The following is a 17,747-nucleotide window of genomic DNA, read 5'->3' on the forward strand; positions in this document are numbered from 1 at the left end:
GCTAAAAGCTCTTATTACTGCTCTGAGTAAGCCTTTTTCACTTCTTCAGCAATGATAGCAATGCCTTTCTGCATCGCCTCATCATCTTGTACGTAGTTCATGCGTAAGCACTGGTGAGCATGATCCCACTCGTCTTCTTGGCCGATAAAGAAGTATTCACCCGGAACAATCAATACGCCGCGAGCTTTAAGGCGGTCGTACAGTTCCATTGTGGTGATCGGCAGCTCATCAAACCATAGCCATAAGAAGATAGCGCCTTCAGGCTTGTGAATACGGAAGCGAGGGTCGTCGATAGCGTCTTGTAACAGTTCAACTGCACGTAGTGACTTATCTTTATAGAAAGGTTTGATTACCTCGCTACTTAAGCGCAGTAAATCGCCTTTTTCAATCATGTGATTGGCAATTGCAGGGCCAACACTGTTTGGCGCTAAGCTAATGATGCCATTCATGTTGGTCAATGCTTGTGTTACTTCTTCACTCGCAATTACGATACCGCAACGCACACCCGGCAAACCAAGCTTAGAAAGGCTCATGCATAGAATCGTATTTTCATTCCAGAACGGTTCGACATCTTCAAAGATGATGTTAGGAAACGGCAGGCCGTAAGCATTGTCGATCAGCAGTGGGATGTTGTTTTCACGCGCCAGTTTATCCAGTTTACGCACTTCTTCGTCGGTCAGTACGTTACCCGTTGGGTTGGTTGGACGAGATGCACAGATAGCCGCGACTGAGTCATCAACCTTTAGTTGTTCAAAATCAACGTGGTATTTAAACTGACGGTTTTCTAGCAGTTCGATCTCTGGGTGGTAAGAGATAAAAATATCGTCATCAATACCCGCGTCGCCGTAGCCGATGTATTCCGGTGCGATCGGCAGTAGGATTTTCTTATGTGAGCCGTCAGGCTGTTGGCCTGCTAGCAGGTTGAATAGGTAGAAGAAGCCACTTTGACTGCCATTAGTCAGGCTGATGTTCTTCTCGCTGATGTCCCAACCGTAGGTCTCTTTCAGCATTGCCGCTAACGATTTGATGAAGCTGTCTTTACCCTGCGGACCATCGTAGTTGGCGAGGGCGGCGATGAGTTCTCCACTGGCGAGCATGTCGGCACTGGCTTGGTTAAAGTAATCGAGCATGGCAGGGATAGCGGCTGGGTTGCCACCACCGAGCATGATAGCGCCAGGAGTGCGCAGGCCATCATTCAAATCATCCATTAAACGAGTGATTCCAGAGTATCGATTAAACTTTTCGCCAAACTTAGAGAACTGCATTACTAATTTTACCTAATTCATTGTGATTGCTTGTTACGTGTCATTAAGGCAGACCTTATGTCTGCCATCAGTGTATTCCTTGAACATACCGCAATGTTTTTGCGACGCATAGCGCCAAATGCTCTAACACGTAAAAAACTTCTATAAAGTTTGGTTAATGAGTGACAGCTTGCTTATTGAACGTACCTTTAGCGATAAAAAAAGGAGAAGCCTAAGCTTCCCCTTTAGTTTCTGGTGTTTATGTTAATGAAGGTTTAGTTCGAACCGGTATAAACGACTAATACCTTGTCATCTTGGTATTGGCGTTCGAACGCATAGTAGCCCTTGCTGTTACGGATGATGTGCTTACCCTGAGCAACGGCTGGGTGGCGTTGGCGGAATTGGCCAAGCGCTTGCCAGTGTTCTAGCAGCTCTGCACGTTCGCCAGTGATTTGATCCCAAGGCATGTCTGAGCGTGTGCCTTGCATTGGATCAGAACCCGTTGGGCCAAAGTCTCGGGCGATTTCATCGCCGTAATAGATCTGTACCGCACCGGGAGCCAGCATCAACGCGTTTGCAGCTTTGGTTTGTTTTGCAAAGTCACTGCCATGTTGTGTCCAGAATAGCGAGGTGTCGTGAGACGAAAGGTAACTCAGTACGTTGAACTCGCTGTCGTTGTTGATCTTCTCTGCGTATCGAAGGTAATCAGCATCAAGATCGGATAGGCACTTGAGCGCCTTTGGTGCGATATCACTCTGGAATTCAAAGTTGATGATCGAATCAAATCCGTTAGCGAAGTAATCTGATTTGACCACGCTGTGTGCCCATACTTCGCCAGTCATCCAGAAGGGTAAGTCATCCAAGGCCTTGTCTGGGTTGTTCTGTTTCCACTCGGCAAGTGCCTGGTTGGTGCTCTCTTTCAGTTCTGCCCATGCTTCGAGTTCAACGTGTTTAGCGGTATCGACCCTGAAACCATCGACACCATATTCGCGCACCCAATCCGATAACCAAGTGATTAAATGGTTACGAGGTGTTTTGAGTTCATCGGTCGCGCTGGTGGACTTATTGCGATAGAAATTAGGCAGCCCGATTGTCTCTGTCGACTCTGTTTTGAAATCGGGCAGATGCGCCAAAGACATGGTGAGGTTATTGTAGCCCGGAGAGTCATAGGCGCCGATATCGCTGCGTAGCCAAGCTTTGCCCCACCACTTTTCCCACGCTTCTTTGTCGCTGTAAGAGATGTAGTTGTTGAAGTAGTGCCAGTTCTGACCTTTGGCAGGTTGCCAATCTGTCCAGTTTTCGCCAAGTGTTTGTTTGGCTTCTTCGTCAGTTAGGTTGAGCTTACCAAAATCAAACTCTTGCATGTCGGCAAGCGTCGCATAGCCGGTGTGGTTCATTACCACATCCCAAACAACACGAATGCCTTTGCTATGCGCGGTATCGATGAAGGTTTTTAGCTCGTCTTCGGTGCCCATGTTGTCATCGAGCTTGGTCCAATCTTGATGGTAGTAGCCGTGGTAGCCGTAGTGTTTGAAGTCACCTCGATCACCGCCGCCAACCCAGCCGTGGATTTGCTCTAACGGAGACGTTATCCAGATAGCATTAGCACCGAGTGATTCTATGTAATCGAGTTTTTCGGTTAAGCCTGCCAAGTCACCACCGTGGAAGGTGCCGATTTCGTCTTGTCCATCTTGGCTGCGACCGTAACTGTTGTCGTTATCAGGATTACCATTGTGGAAACGGTCAGTCATTACGAAGTAAACCGTGGCGTTATCCCAACTAAAGTCAGCTTTGGTTTCTGGTTCTACTTTCTCAAGCAGCAGAACACCTTGGCTATTTTCTGCTGGCTGCATGGTGACGCTGCCATTCGTTACTGTGACTTGTTTGCCTGAAAGAGCGTCTCTAACCACGGTGCCATCATCAAAGGTTTGAGCAACGTCGATGATGGTTGGTTCGTCACTAGGAACCGGACAAGCAAAGCTTTGTACTTGTTGTTGCTTCGGCTTTATCTGAACGGTCAGTTCATTGGTTTGTGGGTTGAGCATAAACTGATAGGTGTTAGCGCGAAAGATCTTGATATCTAATTCAGACTTCTCGGCGCAGTCGTCTAGGCGAAGGGGTTTATTGAATTTGATGCGGTTTTCTTCAGCCAGCGCATAGTTGGTGCCACAGGTATTTTGAGTATCGCTGATAGAGAAGGTATAGCTACCTTTCGCGAGTTCCTGTTCTGCAATCACGGTGCCTTTACCGGATGATTCGAATACGACAGTGTCGTTATCAATTGTCAGTAATAGGTTGTTGTCACTGGTTTGGCTGCATGCGCTGAGTGCGAGTATTGAAAGCGCGAGTACTGTTTTTTTCATTGTTCCCTTCCCCTGAATAAACAGGTCAGTTATAGCAAACAATGCCCTCTACAGTCTGAGTGCTGTTTCATTCAGTTAATCAATAAGACCTCTACAAACAAATGCTTGGTTCACAAAAACAAAAAGGGAAGCTTTCGCTTCCCTTTGGGTGTTTACCGTTAATTACTCAGAGTATGACTTAGAGTAATTGTCTCACTTGTGCTTATTTTTGCAGTAGAGAGATGTCAGCAATCTGTAGGAACAGGTTACGTAGGTTGTTCAGTAGCGTTAGACGGTTCTTCTTAAGCGCTTCGTCATCAGCCATAACCATTACGTTATCGAAGAATGCATCAACTGGTTCACGTAGATCAGCAAGCTTGCTTAGGGCTTCTTGGTAGTTACCTGTTGCGAATGCTGGTTCTAGTGCTTCCGTCATTACTTCAACGTTTTCAGCCAGTGCTTTCTCTGCGTCTTCTTGAAGAAGCGTTAGGTCGATTTCAGCTGGTAGCTCGCCATCGAATTTCGCAAGGATATTACCTACACGCTTGTTCGCTGCTGCTAGTGCTTCTGCTGCTTCCAGTTCACGGAAGTGAGAAACCGCTTTAACACGTTGGTCAAAGTCAGCAGGCTTAGTTGGACGACGTGCTAGTACCGCTTGGATGATATCAACGCTGAAACCAGCATCTTGGTACCATGCGCGGAAACGACCTAGCATGAAGTCGATAACGTCAGCTTCTACGTTTTTGTTAGTCAGCTTGTCGCCTAGTAGCTCTTTCGCTTTGCCGATCAGATCGGTTAGGTCTAGGTTGTAGCCGTTTTCAACGATGATACGTAGCACACCTAGAGACGCACGACGAAGTGCAAATGGGTCAGAACCTTTTGGTGCTTGGCCAATACCGAAGATACCTACGATAGTGTCTAGCTTGTCTGCCATTGCTACTGCTGAAGAGATACCAGTGCTTGGTAGATCGTCACCCGCGAAACGAGGCATGTATTGCTCGTAAAGTGCCAGTGCAACTTGCTCGTCTTCACCGTCGTGAGTCGCGTAGTGCATGCCCATCACACCTTGAGTATCCGTAAATTCGAATACCATAGAGGTCATTAGGTCACACTTAGCCAGTAGGCCAGCACGCTTAGACTTTTCAACGTCAGCATCGATTTGCTCAGCAATGTAGCCTGCAAGCTCTGTGATGCGGTCTGTTTTGTCTTTGATAGTACCCAATTGCTTCTGGAAGATAGCCTGGTCTAGTTCAGCAAGACGGTCGATAAGCGGGCGCTTACGGTCTGTGTTGAAGAAGAATTCAGCATCAGCAAGACGTGGGCGTACCACTTTCTCGTTACCTTCGATAACGTGACGAGGCTCTTTAGACTCGATGTTCGATACGAAGATGAAGTTCGGTAGTAGCTTCTTGTTGTCATCGTAAACAGGGAAGTACTTTTGGTCACCCTTCATGGTGTAAACCAAAGCTTCAGAAGGGACTTTTAGGAATTCTTCTTCAAACTTCGCTGTCAGTACTACTGGCCATTCAACCAGAGACGTTACTTCTTCAACAAGGTCATCTTCTAGGTCAGCTGTACCGCCAACCGCAGCTGCCGCTTTTTGCGAATCAGCAAGGATGATCGCTTTACGCGCTTCGTAATCTGCCATTACTTTACCGCGCTCTTCTAGGATCGCAGGGTATTGGTCAGCAGAGTCGATTGTGAACTCTTGTTCGCCCATGAAACGGTGGCCACGGATAGTACGAGCAGATGCTACGCCTAGGATTTCGCCTTCAACAAGCTCATCACCTAGTAGTACTGTCAGTGTTTTTACTGGACGGATAAATTGAATGTCTGAGTTACCCCAGCGCATTGCTTTAGGAATTGGTAGGCCAGCCAGTGCTTTCGCAGCAATGTCCATCACCAATTCTTGAACTGGTTTGCCAGCTACTTCTTGTTTGAAAAGAAGCCACTCGCCTTTGTCTGTTTTCAGACGGTCAGCTTGCTCAACAGTAATACCGTTACCACGAGCCCAACCTTGTGCCGCTTTGGTCGCGTTGCCTTCAGCATCGAATGCCACAGAAACAGCAGGGCCACGTTTCTCAACCACTTTGTCTGCTTGGCCTTCAGCCAGTGCAGTTACTTTAAGTGCTAGACGACGAGGTGCTGCGTACCACTTGATGCCTTCGTGAGAAAGCTCAGCCGTTTTAAGACCTGCTTCAAAGTTAGAAGCAAACGCTTCTGCTAGAGAACGAAGTGCTGTTGGTGGAAGCTCTTCCGTACCCAGTTCAATTAGAAAATTCTTCGCCATGATTATTTACCTTCCTTCTTACACATTGGGAAGCCAAGCGCTTCACGTGACGCGTAGTACGCTTCAGCAACTGATTTAGTCAGGTTGCGGATACGAAGGATGTAACGTTGACGCTCTGTTACAGAGATAGCTTTGCGCGCATCAAGGATGTTGAATGCGTGACCTGCTTTTAGAATGCGCTCGTAAGCTGGAAGCGGCAGTGGCTTCTCAAGCTCAAGTAGCTCTTTACACTCTTTCTCGCACTGGTCGAAGAAAGTGAATAGGAAATCTACGTCTGCGTGCTCGAAGTTGTACGTCGATTGCTCAACTTCGTTTTGGTGGAAGATGTCACCGTAAGTCACGTTAGAACCGTCTGGTGCTACGTTCCATACTAGGTCGTAAACAGAATCTACTTCCTGGATGTACATTGCTAGACGCTCGATACCGTAAGTGATCTCGCCAGTTACTGGCTTACACTCAAGGCCGCCAACCTGTTGGAAGTAAGTAAACTGAGTTACTTCCATGCCGTTTAGCCATACTTCCCAACCAAGGCCCCATGCGCCTAGTGTTGGGTTTTCCCAGTTATCTTCAACGAAGCGAATGTCGTGAACAAGTGGGTCAACACCAAGAACCTCTAGGGAGCCTAGGTACAACTCTTGGATATTGTCTGGCGATGGTTTTAGCGCTACTTGGAATTGGTAGTAGTGCTGCAGACGGTTCGGGTTTTCACCGTAACGGCCATCGGTCGGACGACGAGAAGGTTGAACGTAAGCTGTAGACATTGGCTCTGGGCCAAGTGCTCGTAGACATGTCATTGGGTGAGAGGTGCCTGCACCTACTTCCATATCTAGAGGTTGAACAATGGTACAACCGTTTTGAGCCCAGTAATCCTGCAGCGCGAGGATCATTCCCTGGAAGGTTTTGATATCGTATTTTTGCATAGTCAGGTTCGCGCGATTCTTTTAAATGAATGAGAAAAATAACCTCTGAGTATACCGAGATATTCGTAAAGCGAGTAGGGGTAATCTTGTTTAATTAGTGGTCTAAAATGTCGTTTAGTGGATTTTTTTGCCTTTAATGTTTGTTTTTCGGCACAAGTGGATATTTTGATAAGTTTGACACTTGTGTTTGAAAGCGTGGGTGATTAAAATCTCGCGGTCTTTGGGGAGTAGCTTACTTATTCATATCCTATTGAATGAGTTCGTTCGTCAACATAATTGATGCAAAATCATCATGGCGTTCGAGGCAACCACCACCTTGGTGGCGCTTAGCAAGACCTTAGACAAGCATCGTGAACCGGGATGGGGCGCGAGGTTTGTCTTTGGTTAAATATAATAATCTCCATCCCAAATGAGCATGTCGTGAGCGTTTTAGCAATTTCAATTACAACTGTCGCCTTAGCCGAGATCGGTGATAAGACCCAGTTGCTATCCCTTTTATTAGCCAGTCGATATCGAAAACCGATACCTATCATTGCGGCTATCTTCTTTGCCACCATTGCCAATCATGCCCTTGCTGCATGGCTCGGGGTTGTGGTCGCCGACTATCTTTCACCTGAAGTATTAAAGTGGGTGCTGGTGGTTAGTTTCATCGCTATGGCGGGCTGGATTCTGATTCCGGATAAGTTGGATGACGATGAGCAGATATCAAACCGAGGCCCGTTTGTCGCCAGTTTCATCGCCTTCTTCATTGCTGAGATCGGTGATAAAACCCAAATTGCGACCTCTATTCTAGGGGCTCAATATTCTGATGCATTAACGTGGGTGATTCTGGGTACTACGATCGGTATGCTGCTGGCGAATGTGCCTGTGGTGATCATCGGTAAGCTCTCTGCGGATAAGATGCCGCTTGATCTGATTCGTAAGATCACAGCCTTGCTATTCGTGGGTTTAGCTATCGCTGCTGCTTTCTATTAACAGGTGGTATTGAGTCTTATTATACTCAATCAGTAGAGTAATGTGTTGTAGGTCATACTCTTACAGTATTGTGGGGTTTATCGAGCGAATGGACATATAACTGTCATACTTGTCATGATATTTTAATCTTGTGAGTTAAGAACACGAGGGCATGATTATGTTGACGCGTTATATGGGTATTACTCCACAAAGCCAAAGTTATCTATTTACTTTTGGTCTTGCACTTACACTGTTAGGCATGGTGTTGACGGACATGTGGCTGCCAATGGTCGCGGGTGCCATCATCATGACTGCACTTGCGGTAGAGGCTTGGATTCGGGTCGCGCATATTATTCCGATGCGCAAAGATATCCGAGAAATTCAGCATCAGCTGGAGCATCTGCAAAACAAATCTAGAAGCGAATAAACAAAAAGCCGCTCGTACTCTGAGTTCTGTTTAAGAACATAAGGTACGAGCGGCTTTTTTTGATGCTTGATAGTCGGTGGGGCGTTACGCCTCCAATCCCTTTCTGATCAAATACTGGTAAGGCAACGTTTCTGTTGCTTGGCCTACCAACTGGTGATCCATGAATCGACAAAAGCTCGGAATATCTCGAGTTGTCGAAGGATCGTCAGCTTTTACCAGTAACACATCGCCATCCTGCATGTTTCTAATTGTCTTCCTGACCATCATTACTGGTTCCGGGCAACGCAGGCCTTCAGCTTCTAAAGTATGGGTTGCCAGTTCAGGTTTGAATGTCATGGTTTGTATCTCTATATCTATCTAACGAGTGAATAATACGTCTGCAGAAAAAATATGCAATAAGTGCTTGGCAAACAGAATCATTTCCTATAACTTAGTTAACAAGTTGATAACAACTTGAAGCAAAGGCAACTAGCTAAGGAGTGGCGATGTTGACAGGATTAGATAGATTAACAATTTATTCGGTTCTCTGTTTTATTTCTTTCTGTGCGTTAGTTTTACGCTCATCGACAGAGACCTCACTGATGCCTATTTTTGGCATAGTAGCAACGATTATTGGTATTTGGGTAGAGATGCGCCGTTGGCAAGGCATAGCCGAAGAGCAAGAGCACTAACCCGAATACAGCAAGCGAATTCCGATACGACAACATTCCGACACTATCCCCCAATTTTCTTGGGCTTCCCCGCGTAATTGCGGGATTTTTTTTATCTAAAGCATGCTATAAACAACTTAGTGACTAATGACAGTTGTATACAACTAGGTAAGTGGCGTGGAATTAGAAGACATCTATCGTAGAGACCTTAATTTATTGGTCGCCTTAAAAGTATTGATTGAAGAGGGCAGTGTTAGCCAGGCTGCGCTTCGTCTTAACTTAAGTCAATCGGCAACCAGTCGCGTGTTAGGGCGCTTAAGAGAACTACTTAACGATCCGCTGTTTACACGCCAAGGTCAGCACCTTATTCCCACCAAAAAAGCACTCGAAATCAGTCAGCGTATTGATCAGCCTTTAGAGTCATTCCGCCAACTGCTGAGTCCGAGTGACTTTGATCCTTACTATTGCAGCGAACGTTTCCTGATCGCAACCACCGACTATGCGATGCAAACCATCTTGCCTTATGCGTTGCCGAAGATTTATGAACAAGCACCGAATATCTCTTTGGAGTTTGCTCCTTTGCAACATGAGCATTTGTTTAAACAACTCAGTACCGAACGTGTTGATATGGCGATCTGTCGTCCGAGTGGCAGCATTGCACCACTTCATCAAGAGGTCTTGGGGCCGGTGGGTGTATCATGTTTGTTATCTAAAAATCATCCGTTAGCCGATCGATCGTTAAGTCTTGAAGATTATGTTTCTTTACCTCACGCGATGATTGCGATCAGTGATGGTGTTAAGGCTTTACTTGATAACGCTTTAGCCAATCAACAACCTCGCAAAATGGTGCTGCGTGCTTATCACCTTGAGGCTGCATTAGCGATTGTCGATCGAATGCCATTAGTGATTACCGTCCCTGCCGATTTGGCTTATTTGGTGGCAGAACGTTATGACTTAGTCGTCAAGCCGTTGCCATTTGAGTTTATGCCGTTTGATTACTCACTGATTTGGCATTCGCGCTGCGATTCTTCTGCCTCGCAACAATGGTTAAGAAGGGTGGTAAAAGAGGAGTGTGGTGAGTTGATTCAGAAGCGTATTGCGGATGTTGGCTTGGGGTAACTTAACTTAGATCTAGCTTTGGTTTACTCGATCCAAATGACAAAAATGCAAAAGGGCTGATTACTATCAGCCCTTTGTTGTTTTAGGTCATCCAAGCCTAAAGTTGTTGCTTAAGGTTTGATAACTTTATGTTTGAGAATCTATAGTTTAATGACTACGCGACCAGTGATTTGACCGTTAGTGATGTCTTCCGCTGCTTGAATTGCACCGTCTAAAGACACCTCTTTGGTTGCTTGAGTGTAGAAAGATTCTGGTAATAGCTCAGCCAGTTGTTCCCACGCTTTAATACGTTTTTCACGAGGGCACATTACAGAATCAACACCTTGTAGGCGAACGTTACGCAGAATGAATGGCATTACCGTGGTTGGTAAGTCAAAACCGCCTGCTAGACCACACATTGCAACCGCGCCGTTGTAATCAATTTGTGCCAATACTTTCGCAAGTACTTTGCTGCCTACCGTATCGATAGCACCAGCCCACAGTTGTTTTTCTAGTGGCTTAGCTGGTTCTTCAAGTTCAGCACGCTCTACAATGCGTGTAGCACCTAGTGATTTAAGTAGTTCACCGTTTGCAGAAGCACGGCCAGTAACCGCAGCCACTTTGTAACCTAGTTGGTTAAGTAGCGTAATAGACACGCTGCCTACGCCGCCACTTGCGCCAGTGACTAGGATCTCACCGTCTTCTGGTTTGATGCCTGCATCTACGATAGCTTGCACACAAAGCATTGCTGTGAAACCTGCTGTACCGATCGCCATTACTTTCTTAGCGTCTAGACCCGCTGGCATTGGCACTAACCAATCACCGTTTAGGCTCGCTTTTTCAGCCATGCCACCCCAATGACCTTCACCAACACCCCAACCCGTTAGAACAACTTCGTCACCCGCTTTGTAGCGTGGGTCATCAGATTGTGAAACCACACCTGAAAGGTCGATACCAGGAACCATAGGGAAGTTACGAACAATGCGCCCTTTACCTGTAATCGCCAAACCATCTTTGTAGTTCAAAGAAGAGTAGCTCACATCAACCTTCACGTTACCTTCTGGTAATTGAGATTCATCAATTTGAGATACTGATGCGATAGTTTTTTTATCTTCTTGATTTAGTACAAGTGCTTTAAACATGATCTGCTCCGTGGGAGGAATATTAGGAAACTGAAGTAACTTTAGTTGAATCATCGAAGAAAAAATAATGAAACATCAACATTGAATCTATGCGTTTTGTGCATAGATTTGAGTGGTGCTTTTTCTCTCGCTAAGTTCGCTGAACGAATCGATACATTATTGGACGCCGAGCAATAAAAAGTGCAGCTATATAAATATAGCTGCACAAAATATTACTCTGCAAGTATTACAACCAACGACCGCTATGGGCGTTCAAATACCGTTGCAATACCTTGGCCTAAACCAATACACATGGTCGCTAAACCGTATTTCACGTCTTGTGCTTCCATCAGGTTGATTAGGGTCGTCGAGATACGAGAACCAGAACAGCCCAGTGGGTGACCAAGAGCAATGGCACCGCCGTTAAGGTTTACTTTCTCGTCAACTACATCCAGTAGACCTAGGTCTTTCGCACATGGAAGAGATTGAGCAGCAAACGCTTCGTTTAGCTCAATCACACCCATATCTTCGATGGTTAGGCCTGCACGTTTAAGTGCTTTTTTCGTCGCTGGTACTGGGCCGTAACCCATGATTGAAGGATCGCAGCCAGCGATAGCCATCGACTTCACGCGAGCGCGAATCTTCAGGCCAAGTGCGTTGGCTTTCTCTTCGCTCATGATAAGCATTGCCGATGCACCATCAGACAGTGCTGATGAAGTACCTGCTGTTACCGTACCGTTTGCTGGGTCAAATACCGGGCGAAGCTGAGATAAGCCTTCAACCGTAGTTTCTGGGCGAATGACTTCATCGTAATCCAGAGTGAACAGTGAACCGTCGGCTGCGTGAGCTTCTGTTGGCAGGATTTCGTTTTTGAAACGACCTTCAACTGTAGCTGCTTGAGCTCTAGCGTGTGAGCGTGCTGCGAATGCATCTTGGTCTTCACGGCTAATACCGTGCATTTTACCTAGCATCTCAGCGGTTAGACCCATCATACCCGCCGCTTTCGCTACGTGTTTTGACATGCCAGGGTGAAAATCAACACCATGGTTCATTGGTACGTGGCCCATGTGTTCGACACCACCTATCAGGCAGATTTCAGCATCGCCAACCATGATAGAGCGGGTTGCATCATGCAGAGCTTGCATAGATGAACCACATAAACGGTTGACCGTCACCGCACCAATCTCAATCGGTAGACCAGCAAGCAAAGCAGCGTTACGTGCCACGTTGAAGCCTTGCTCTAGCGTTTGTTGTACACAACCCCAGTAAATGTCTTCAATCTCGACAGGGTTTACTTCTGGGTTGCGCTCTAAAATGCCTTTCATCAAATGTGCAGACAGATCTTCAGCACGAGTGTGACGGAAAGCTCCACCTTTGGAACGTCCCATTGGGGTACGAAGGCAATCAACAACAACTACATTTTTCATTTTGCTATTCCTTTTCCAAATGTGGGTTACAGAGAACTGGCTTGTTGACCGTCGTAAAAGCTTTCGCCCTTCGCTGCCATATCAAGCAATAGTTGAGGAACTTGGTACATTGCACCTAAGTCTTGGTAGCTCTTCGCCATTTCAACGAAGTTACCAATACCCACACTGTCTAAGTAGCGGAATACGCCGCCTCTGAATGGAGGGAAGCCTAAACCGTAAACCAGTGCCATATCCGCTTCTTGCGGTGTCGCGATGATGCCTTCTTCTAAACAAAGCACCACTTCGTTGATCATAGGAATCATCACACGTTGGATAATGGTCTGGTCATCAAAGTCTTGTGGCTGTTGGCATACGTCAGCCAAGATAGGAAGAATGTCTTCAGAGAAGGTCTTCTTAGGACGACCGCGCTTGTCTGCGCTGTATGTGTAGAAACCGCTGCCGTTCTTCTGGCCGTATTTTTCAGCGACATAAAGCGCGTCAATCGCATCACGCTCTTCTTTACCCATACGCTCAGGGAAACCTTGCGCCATTACTGCTTGGGCATGGTGTGCTGTGTCTAAACCAACAACGTCTAATAGGTACGCAGGGCCCATTGGCCAACCGAACTTGCGCTCCATCACTTTATCGATCTTAGTGAAATCAGCACCGTCGCGTAGCAACATGCTGAAACCGCCAAAGTAAGGGAAAAGTACACGGTTAACGAAGAAGCCTGGGCAGTCGTTAACAACGATTGGGGATTTACCCATCTTCGCTGCGTAAGCAACCACGCGATTGATGGTCTCTTCTGAAGTTTGTTCACCACGGATGATCTCAACCAAAGGCATGCGATGCACAGGGTTAAAGAAGTGCATGCCACAGAAGTTTTCTGGGCGCTTCAGTGATTTCGCTAGCAGGTTGATCGGAATTGTAGAGGTGTTTGATGTTAGAACCGTGTCTTCACCAACCAAACCTTCCACTTCGCTCAGTACTGCTGCTTTTACTTTCGGGTTTTCTACTACTGCTTCAACAATCACATCCGACTGTTCTACACCCGCGTAATGCAGGCTTGGAGTAATAGAAGACAGAATACCTGCCATCTTGAATCCATCTAAGCGACCGCGTGATAAGCGTTTATTCAACAGCTTAGATGCTTCGTTCATACCTAGATCAAGCGATGCTTGTGCGATGTCTTTCATCATCACTGGCACGCCTTTTAGAGCTGATTGGTAAGCAATACCGCCGCCCATGATACCTGCACCAAGTACGGCTGCACGCTCAGTTGCTTTGTTTGCTGACTTACCCGCTTGTTTCGCTAAGCCTTTGATGTACTGGTCATTCAGGAATAAGCCAACTAATGCTTTTGCTTCTTCCGATTTCGCTAGCTTAACGAAGTGCTTACGTTCGATGTCGAGTGCTGCATCGCGATTGCTGCGTGCTGCTTCTTCAATCGCAATCACAGAAGTAATCGGAGCTGGGTAGTGAGGCCCTGCTTTTTGAGCAACTAAGCCCTTCGCCATGGTAAAGCTCATCATCGCTTCGAGTTTGCTTAGTGAAAGCGCTGATGTCTTTTGTTTACGGCGTAGCTGCCAGTCTAATTTTTCATTAGCAGCCAGAGAAACGGTATTGATTGCCGATTCTAGTAACTGGTCTGTTTCAACAATCGCATCTAACAAGCCAACTTTAAGCGCTTCATCTGCACGGCATGCTTTGCCTTGCGTGATAATTTCCATTGCGCTGTCAGCACCGATAACACGAGGTAGGCGTACACAACCACCAAAACCAGGCATGATGCCAAGTTTGGTTTCAGGTAGGCCAATGCTGGTGGTCTTGTCACCGATACGGAAATCGGTAGCGAGTACACATTCACAGCCGCCGCCAAGGGCATGGCCACGCATCATTGAAAGAGTTGGGACAGGAAGGTCTTCGAGCTTGCTGAAGATTGAATTAGCGAATCTTAACCATTCATCAAGTTCTGCTTCTGGCTTAGCAAATAGGCCAAGAAATTCAGTGATGTCTGCGCCTACAATGAACGCGTCTTTGTTTGAAGTTAAGATTAAACCACGTAATCCTGCGTAAGCATTAAGAGCATCTAACGCTTTATCTAGTGATTCTAAAGTAGCAAGGTCGAGTTTGTTTACAGAGGCTGGTGCACAGAAGCTTAATTCCGCAATACCATCTTGTAATTCCTTTACCTGTAGGGTGTTAGCTTGGTAAATCATTGTCTATCTCCATGACATACAATCCACGATTGTTTGAGAGAATCTTGTTATCTTTCTATTATTGTAGAATACCTGGTAAGACCAGTTATCTTAGTCTGTACCTCTGCTTGATTAATTTCAATACATTTTTTAAACAATTGTTTAACATTGTGCGATGGCACAGATCCTCTAACCCTTATTATTCACGCGTGATACACTTCGTCGCTCTTATTAACTAAGTTAACGATATGAATGAACAGCCTTATTTAATACCTTCTGCGTCGGCTCTGTTTGAAGAAGAGATAAAAAAGAGCGTCTTTATTACGCATCTTGCTCATACTCCAAGTGTTGAAGCTGCAAAACAGTTCGTAGAACAGGTGAAAAAAGAGCATTCTTCAGCACGACATAACTGTTGGGGTTTTGTTGCTGGTCGACCTGAAGACTCAATGCTTTGGGGTTTCAGTGATGATGGTGAACCCTCGGGTACAGCGGGTAAGCCTATCTTGGCGCAATTGTCAGGATCTGGTGTGGGTGAATTAACGGCTGTTGTGACGCGCTACTCTGGCGGAATTAAGCTTGGAACCGGCGGTTTGGTTAAGGCTTACGGCGGTGGCGTACAACAAGCTCTCAAGCTGCTTCAAACTATCGAGAAAAAAATAACCACAAAATTACGGCTAGAGTTAGACTATGGCTTTGTGCCGATCGCACAATCCATCATGGCTCAGCATCAGGCTGTTGAGGTCCAAGCGGATTATGGTGTTCAAGTTGAGCTTATTATTGAAATAGAGCTCCTTCAGGTAGATTCGTTTACCCAAACCATGATCAATAAAAGCGGTGCTAAGGCACTGGTAACGAAAGTCAAAGACAACTAGGAAGTGTGAAGCATTTCGCTTCGTTCAATAGCTCATGCAATTTCGCTCAATTATTCGAATCGTCGGATTATTATTAGCACTTTTTAGTGTATCAATGCTTGCTCCTGCGCTCGTCGCACTGATCTATCGAGATGGTGCGGGTGTGCCATTTGTGACGACCTTCTTCGTTCTCTTATTCTGTGGAGCAACTTGCTGGTTTCCAAACCGACGTTATAAGCATGAATTGAAAGCGCGTGATGGCTTTTTGATTGTTGTTCTGTTTTGGACGGTAATCGGTAGTGCGGGTGCGCTGCCGTTTTTGATCGCCGATAACCCCAATGTGTCGGTAACCGATGCTTTCTTCGAATCCTTCTCTGCATTAACTACGACAGGTGCGACCGTAATTGTCGGCCTCGATGATCTGCCTAAGGCGATTCTTTTTTATCGTCAGTTCCTACAATGGTTTGGTGGTATGGGTATCATCGTATTAGCGGTAGCTATCCTCCCTGTTCTGGGTATCGGTGGTATGCAGTTATATCGTGCTGAAATCCCGGGTCCAGTAAAAGATAGCAAGATGACTCCGCGTATTGCTGAAACGGCAAAAGCGCTTTGGTACATCTACCTGAGCTTAACCATTGCTTGTGCAGTGGCGTTTTGGCTTGCTGGGATGAGCTTCTTTGATGCCATCAGTCATAGCTTCTCTACTATTGCGATTGGTGGCTTCTCGACTCACGATGCGAGCATGGGGTATTTCAATAGCCCTGCGATCAACATGATTACAGTTGTGTTCCTTCTTATATCCGCATGTAACTATTCGCTTCACTTTGCTGCATTTGCTTCAGGTGGTGTGCATCCTAAGTATTATTGGAAAGATCCTGAGTTCCGCGCCTTTATCTTTATTCAGGCAGTACTGTTCTTGGTTTGTTTCTTATTACTGCTCAATCATCACTCTTATGATTCGTACTACGATGCTTTCGACCAAGCCTTGTTCCAAACCGTGTCTATCTCTACGACCGCGGGTTTTACAACGACGGGTTTCTCAGAGTGGCCATTGTTCTTACCCGTACTGCTTTTGTTCTCTTCTTTTATAGGGGGATGTGCAGGTTCTACGGGTGGTGGTATGAAAGTGATTCGAATCTTACTACTTACTCTGCAAGGTGCTCGTGAAATGAAGCGTCTTGTTCACCCACGGGCTGTCTATACCATCAAGGTTGGCGGTTCTGCACTACCACAACGTGTTGTAGATGCGGTCTGGGGCTTCTTCTCTGCATACGCATTAGTGTTTGTGGTTTGTATGCTGGCTCTTATTGCAACTGGTATGGACGAGTTGAGTGCTTTCTCTGCGGTAGCGGCGACATTAAATAACCTTGGCCCGGGCCTTGGTGAAGTCGCGGTGCACTTTGGCGATGTGAACGACAAAGCAAAATGGGTACTTATCGTATCTATGCTGTTTGGCCGATTAGAAATCTTCACCTTATTAATCTTATTGACCCCTACGTTTTGGCGTAGCTAAGGACAACATTGTGGCAAAAGCTCTATTTTTGTATTCAAGCCGTGAAGGGCAGACCAAGAAAATCTTGAACTATATAAAAGAAGAAATGAGTGAGTTCGAATGTGAGCTTCAAGATCTGCACACTATTGGCAAGGTGGACTTTGCTCAGTACGACAGAGTGTTGATTGGCGCATCGATTCGTTATGGCCACCTTAATAAGAAGCTATATCAATTTATTGATGCCAACCTTACTCAGTTGCAATCAAGCAAGGTTGCGTTCTTCTGTGTTAACTTAACGGCGCGTAAAGAAGACCAAGGCAAAGATACACCAGAAGGCAGTGCGTATATTAAGAAGTTCCTTACCAAGTCTCCATGGCAGCCGACTTTAATCGGTGTATTTGCAGGTGCCCTCTATTACCCACGTTATAACTGGTTCGATAGAACCATGATCCGCTTTATTATGAATATGACAGGTGGTGAAACGGATACAACGAAGGAAGTTGAGTACACAAACTGGGAAAAAGTCTCTTTGTTCACTGAAAAACTGAAGAATATGTAAGATAAAAGCCTACTTTTGAGGCGTTTTGAGTTCTTTTTAATCGAACGAATAAAAAAACGAAAAAAACTTAAAAAAGGGCTTGCCAGTGTGATCGAAATCTCTATAATGCCACCTCGCTGACACGGGATGGCTTCTTAGGAAACCAGAACGAATCAGCAAGCCAAATTAGCCAAGCCAAGCGCTTGAAAAAAGTTT

The 17,747-nt window shown here is 46.0% G+C and carries 15 protein-coding genes and 1 riboswitch; of the genes, 7 read left to right on the top strand and 8 right to left on the bottom strand.

The features are described from left to right. Positions 1–14 precede the first annotated feature (14 nt). The 4 genes from AB4323_RS19585 to glyQ all read right to left on the bottom strand — a co-directional run bounded on the left by AB4323_RS19585 (position 15) and on the right by glyQ (position 6,796). The gene (locus AB4323_RS19585) at positions 15–1,265 is read right to left on the bottom strand and encodes a valine--pyruvate transaminase (protein WP_048611244.1); all 1,251 of its coding nucleotides are present in this window, start codon (positions 1,263–1,265) and stop codon (positions 15–17) included. A 254-nt stretch (positions 1,266–1,519) separates the two neighbouring features. Further along, complete coding sequence (locus AB4323_RS19590; protein ID WP_017058813.1) at positions 1,520–3,607, bottom strand: alpha-amylase; 2,088 nt, start codon at positions 3,605–3,607, stop codon at positions 1,520–1,522. Positions 3,608–3,809: 202 nt separating this feature from the next. Continuing rightward, positions 3,810–5,876 carry a glycine--tRNA ligase subunit beta gene (glyS, locus tag AB4323_RS19595; protein WP_017058814.1) on the bottom strand — a complete coding sequence of 689 codons (2,067 nt, stop codon included), beginning with the start codon at positions 5,874–5,876 and terminating at the stop codon, positions 3,810–3,812. Between the two features lie 2 nt (positions 5,877–5,878). Continuing rightward, complete coding sequence (gene glyQ, locus AB4323_RS19600) at positions 5,879–6,796, bottom strand: glycine--tRNA ligase subunit alpha (protein ID WP_017058815.1); 918 nt, start codon at positions 6,794–6,796, stop codon at positions 5,879–5,881. A gap of 210 nt (positions 6,797–7,006) precedes the next feature. Continuing rightward, a riboswitch (yybP-ykoY riboswitch) is annotated at positions 7,007–7,182 on the top strand. 34 nt (positions 7,183–7,216) lie between these two features. On the opposite strand from glyQ, the gene AB4323_RS19605 reads away from it, so the two are divergent. Both AB4323_RS19605 and AB4323_RS19610 read left to right on the top strand, forming a co-directional pair. Continuing rightward, entirely contained in the window at positions 7,217–7,771 is a 555-nt protein-coding gene (locus tag AB4323_RS19605; protein WP_017055491.1) for a TMEM165/GDT1 family protein, read from the top strand. 151 nt (positions 7,772–7,922) lie between these two features. Continuing rightward, complete coding sequence (locus tag AB4323_RS19610) at positions 7,923–8,177, top strand: hypothetical protein (RefSeq protein ID WP_017058818.1); 255 nt, start codon at positions 7,923–7,925, stop codon at positions 8,175–8,177. Positions 8,178–8,261: 84 nt separating this feature from the next. Here AB4323_RS19610 and tusA read toward each other — a convergent pair whose 3' ends face one another. Further along, positions 8,262–8,513 carry a sulfurtransferase TusA gene (gene tusA, locus AB4323_RS19615; protein ID WP_004736675.1) on the bottom strand — a complete coding sequence of 84 codons (252 nt, stop codon included), beginning with the start codon at positions 8,511–8,513 and terminating at the stop codon, positions 8,262–8,264. A 149-nt stretch (positions 8,514–8,662) separates the two neighbouring features. Here tusA and AB4323_RS19620 point away from each other — a divergent pair, with 149 nt between their 5' ends. Both AB4323_RS19620 and AB4323_RS19625 read left to right on the top strand, forming a co-directional pair. Further along, positions 8,663–8,848 carry a hypothetical protein gene (locus tag AB4323_RS19620; protein WP_004736674.1) on the top strand — a complete coding sequence of 62 codons (186 nt, stop codon included), beginning with the start codon at positions 8,663–8,665 and terminating at the stop codon, positions 8,846–8,848. Positions 8,849–9,004: 156 nt separating this feature from the next. Continuing rightward, the gene (locus AB4323_RS19625; RefSeq protein WP_102569450.1) at positions 9,005–9,946 is read left to right on the top strand and encodes a LysR family transcriptional regulator; all 942 of its coding nucleotides are present in this window, start codon (positions 9,005–9,007) and stop codon (positions 9,944–9,946) included. Between the two features lie 140 nt (positions 9,947–10,086). Here AB4323_RS19625 and AB4323_RS19630 read toward each other — a convergent pair whose 3' ends face one another. The 3 genes from AB4323_RS19630 to fadB all read right to left on the bottom strand — a co-directional run bounded on the left by AB4323_RS19630 (position 10,087) and on the right by fadB (position 14,671). Further along, positions 10,087–11,067, bottom strand: coding sequence for an MDR family oxidoreductase (locus tag AB4323_RS19630; RefSeq protein ID WP_102446673.1), 981 nt, complete (start codon positions 11,065–11,067; stop codon positions 10,087–10,089). 242 nt (positions 11,068–11,309) lie between these two features. Beyond that, positions 11,310–12,473, bottom strand: coding sequence for an acetyl-CoA C-acyltransferase FadA (fadA, locus tag AB4323_RS19635; RefSeq protein ID WP_004736671.1), 1,164 nt, complete (start codon positions 12,471–12,473; stop codon positions 11,310–11,312). 26 nt (positions 12,474–12,499) lie between these two features. After that, positions 12,500–14,671 (bottom strand): fatty acid oxidation complex subunit alpha FadB, encoded by a 2,172-nt coding sequence (gene fadB / locus AB4323_RS19640; protein ID WP_372153146.1) that lies wholly within the window; start codon positions 14,669–14,671, stop codon positions 12,500–12,502. A gap of 227 nt (positions 14,672–14,898) precedes the next feature. Between fadB and AB4323_RS19645 the strand changes: the two genes are divergently transcribed. From AB4323_RS19645 to hemG, 3 genes are read left to right on the top strand one after another with little or no spacing between them, the layout of a single operon-like run. Continuing rightward, positions 14,899–15,522, top strand: coding sequence for a YigZ family protein (locus AB4323_RS19645; protein WP_017058823.1), 624 nt, complete (start codon positions 14,899–14,901; stop codon positions 15,520–15,522). Between the two features lie 34 nt (positions 15,523–15,556). Further along, positions 15,557–17,014, top strand: a complete 1,458-nt coding sequence (locus AB4323_RS19650) for a TrkH family potassium uptake protein (protein ID WP_008223210.1) — start codon at positions 15,557–15,559, stop codon at positions 17,012–17,014. Positions 17,015–17,024: 10 nt separating this feature from the next. Beyond that, on the top strand, positions 17,025–17,552 hold the full coding sequence (gene hemG, locus AB4323_RS19655) for a menaquinone-dependent protoporphyrinogen IX dehydrogenase (protein WP_065584162.1): 528 nt from the start codon (positions 17,025–17,027) through the stop codon (positions 17,550–17,552). The last annotated feature ends 195 nt before the right edge of the window (positions 17,553–17,747 follow it).

The organism is Vibrio sp. 10N.261.52.C11 (genome assembly GCF_041471405.1).
Lineage (GTDB): Bacteria > Pseudomonadota > Gammaproteobacteria > Enterobacterales > Vibrionaceae > Vibrio > Vibrio crassostreae_C.